Annotated in this window: 1 rRNA gene; it reads right to left on the bottom strand. The window is 53.0% G+C overall.

The window, feature by feature from the left end:
* Positions 1–47: 47 nt before the first annotated feature.
* Positions 48–1,587 (bottom strand): 16S ribosomal RNA (locus tag UTM25_RS21835).
* Positions 1,588–1,733: the final 146 nt, after the last annotated feature.

Raw genomic sequence — 1,733 nt, 5'->3', positions numbered from 1 at the left:
TTCATCAGACAATCTGTGTGAGCACTACAAAGGCAGGTTCTTTAAGGTAAGGAGGTGATCCAACCGCAGGTTCCCCTACGGTTACCTTGTTACGACTTCACCCCAGTCATGAATCACAAAGTGGTAAGCGCCCTCCCGAAGGTTAAGCTACCTACTTCTTTTGCAACCCACTCCCATGGTGTGACGGGCGGTGTGTACAAGGCCCGGGAACGTATTCACCGTAGCATTCTGATCTACGATTACTAGCGATTCCGACTTCATGGAGTCGAGTTGCAGACTCCAATCCGGACTACGACGCACTTTATGAGGTCCGCTTGCTCTCGCGAGGTCGCTTCTCTTTGTATGCGCCATTGTAGCACGTGTGTAGCCCTACTCGTAAGGGCCATGATGACTTGACGTCATCCCCACCTTCCTCCAGTTTATCACTGGCAGTCTCCTTTGAGTTCCCGGCCGGACCGCTGGCAACAAAGGATAAGGGTTGCGCTCGTTGCGGGACTTAACCCAACATTTCACAACACGAGCTGACGACAGCCATGCAGCACCTGTCTCAGAGTTCCCGAAGGCACCAAAGCATCTCTGCTAAGTTCTCTGGATGTCAAGAGTAGGTAAGGTTCTTCGCGTTGCATCGAATTAAACCACATGCTCCACCGCTTGTGCGGGCCCCCGTCAATTCATTTGAGTTTTAACCTTGCGGCCGTACTCCCCAGGCGGTCGACTTAACGCGTTAGCTCCGGAAGCCACGCCTCAAGGGCACAACCTCCAAGTCGACATCGTTTACGGCGTGGACTACCAGGGTATCTAATCCTGTTTGCTCCCCACGCTTTCGCACCTGAGCGTCAGTCTTTGTCCAGGGGGCCGCCTTCGCCACCGGTATTCCTCCAGATCTCTACGCATTTCACCGCTACACCTGGAATTCTACCCCCCTCTACAAGACTCTAGCCTGCCAGTTTCGAATGCAGTTCCCAGGTTGAGCCCGGGGATTTCACATCCGACTTGACAGACCGCCTGCGTGCGCTTTACGCCCAGTAATTCCGATTAACGCTTGCACCCTCCGTATTACCGCGGCTGCTGGCACGGAGTTAGCCGGTGCTTCTTCTGCGGGTAACGTCAATTGCTGAGGTTATTAACCTCAGCACCTTCCTCCCCGCTGAAAGTACTTTACAACCCGAAGGCCTTCTTCATACACGCGGCATGGCTGCATCAGGCTTGCGCCCATTGTGCAATATTCCCCACTGCTGCCTCCCGTAGGAGTCTGGACCGTGTCTCAGTTCCAGTGTGGCTGGTCATCCTCTCAGACCAGCTAGGGATCGTCGCCTAGGTGAGCCGTTACCCCACCTACTAGCTAATCCCATCTGGGCACATCTGATGGCAAGAGGCCCGAAGGTCCCCCTCTTTGGTCTTGCGACGTTATGCGGTATTAGCTACCGTTTCCAGTAGTTATCCCCCTCCATCAGGCAGTTTCCCAGACATTACTCACCCGTCCGCCGCTCGTCACCCGAGAGCAAGCTCTCTGTGCTACCGCTCGACTTGCATGTGTTAGGCCTGCCGCCAGCGTTCAATCTGAGCCATGATCAAACTCTTCAATTTAAGTTTGATGCTCGTGAATTAAACTTCGTAATGAATTACGTATGTTCACTCAGAGACTTGGTATTCATTTTTCGTCCGAGGACGTTAAGAATCCATGTCACTTTGAGTGCCCACACAGATTGTCTGATAAATTGTTAAAGAGCAGT

It is taken from the genome of Enterobacter sp. 61D5 (assembly GCF_034107965.1).
GTDB lineage: Bacteria > Pseudomonadota > Gammaproteobacteria > Enterobacterales > Enterobacteriaceae > Enterobacter > Enterobacter cloacae_M.
This window is presented reverse-complemented; position numbering and strand designations above follow the sequence as displayed.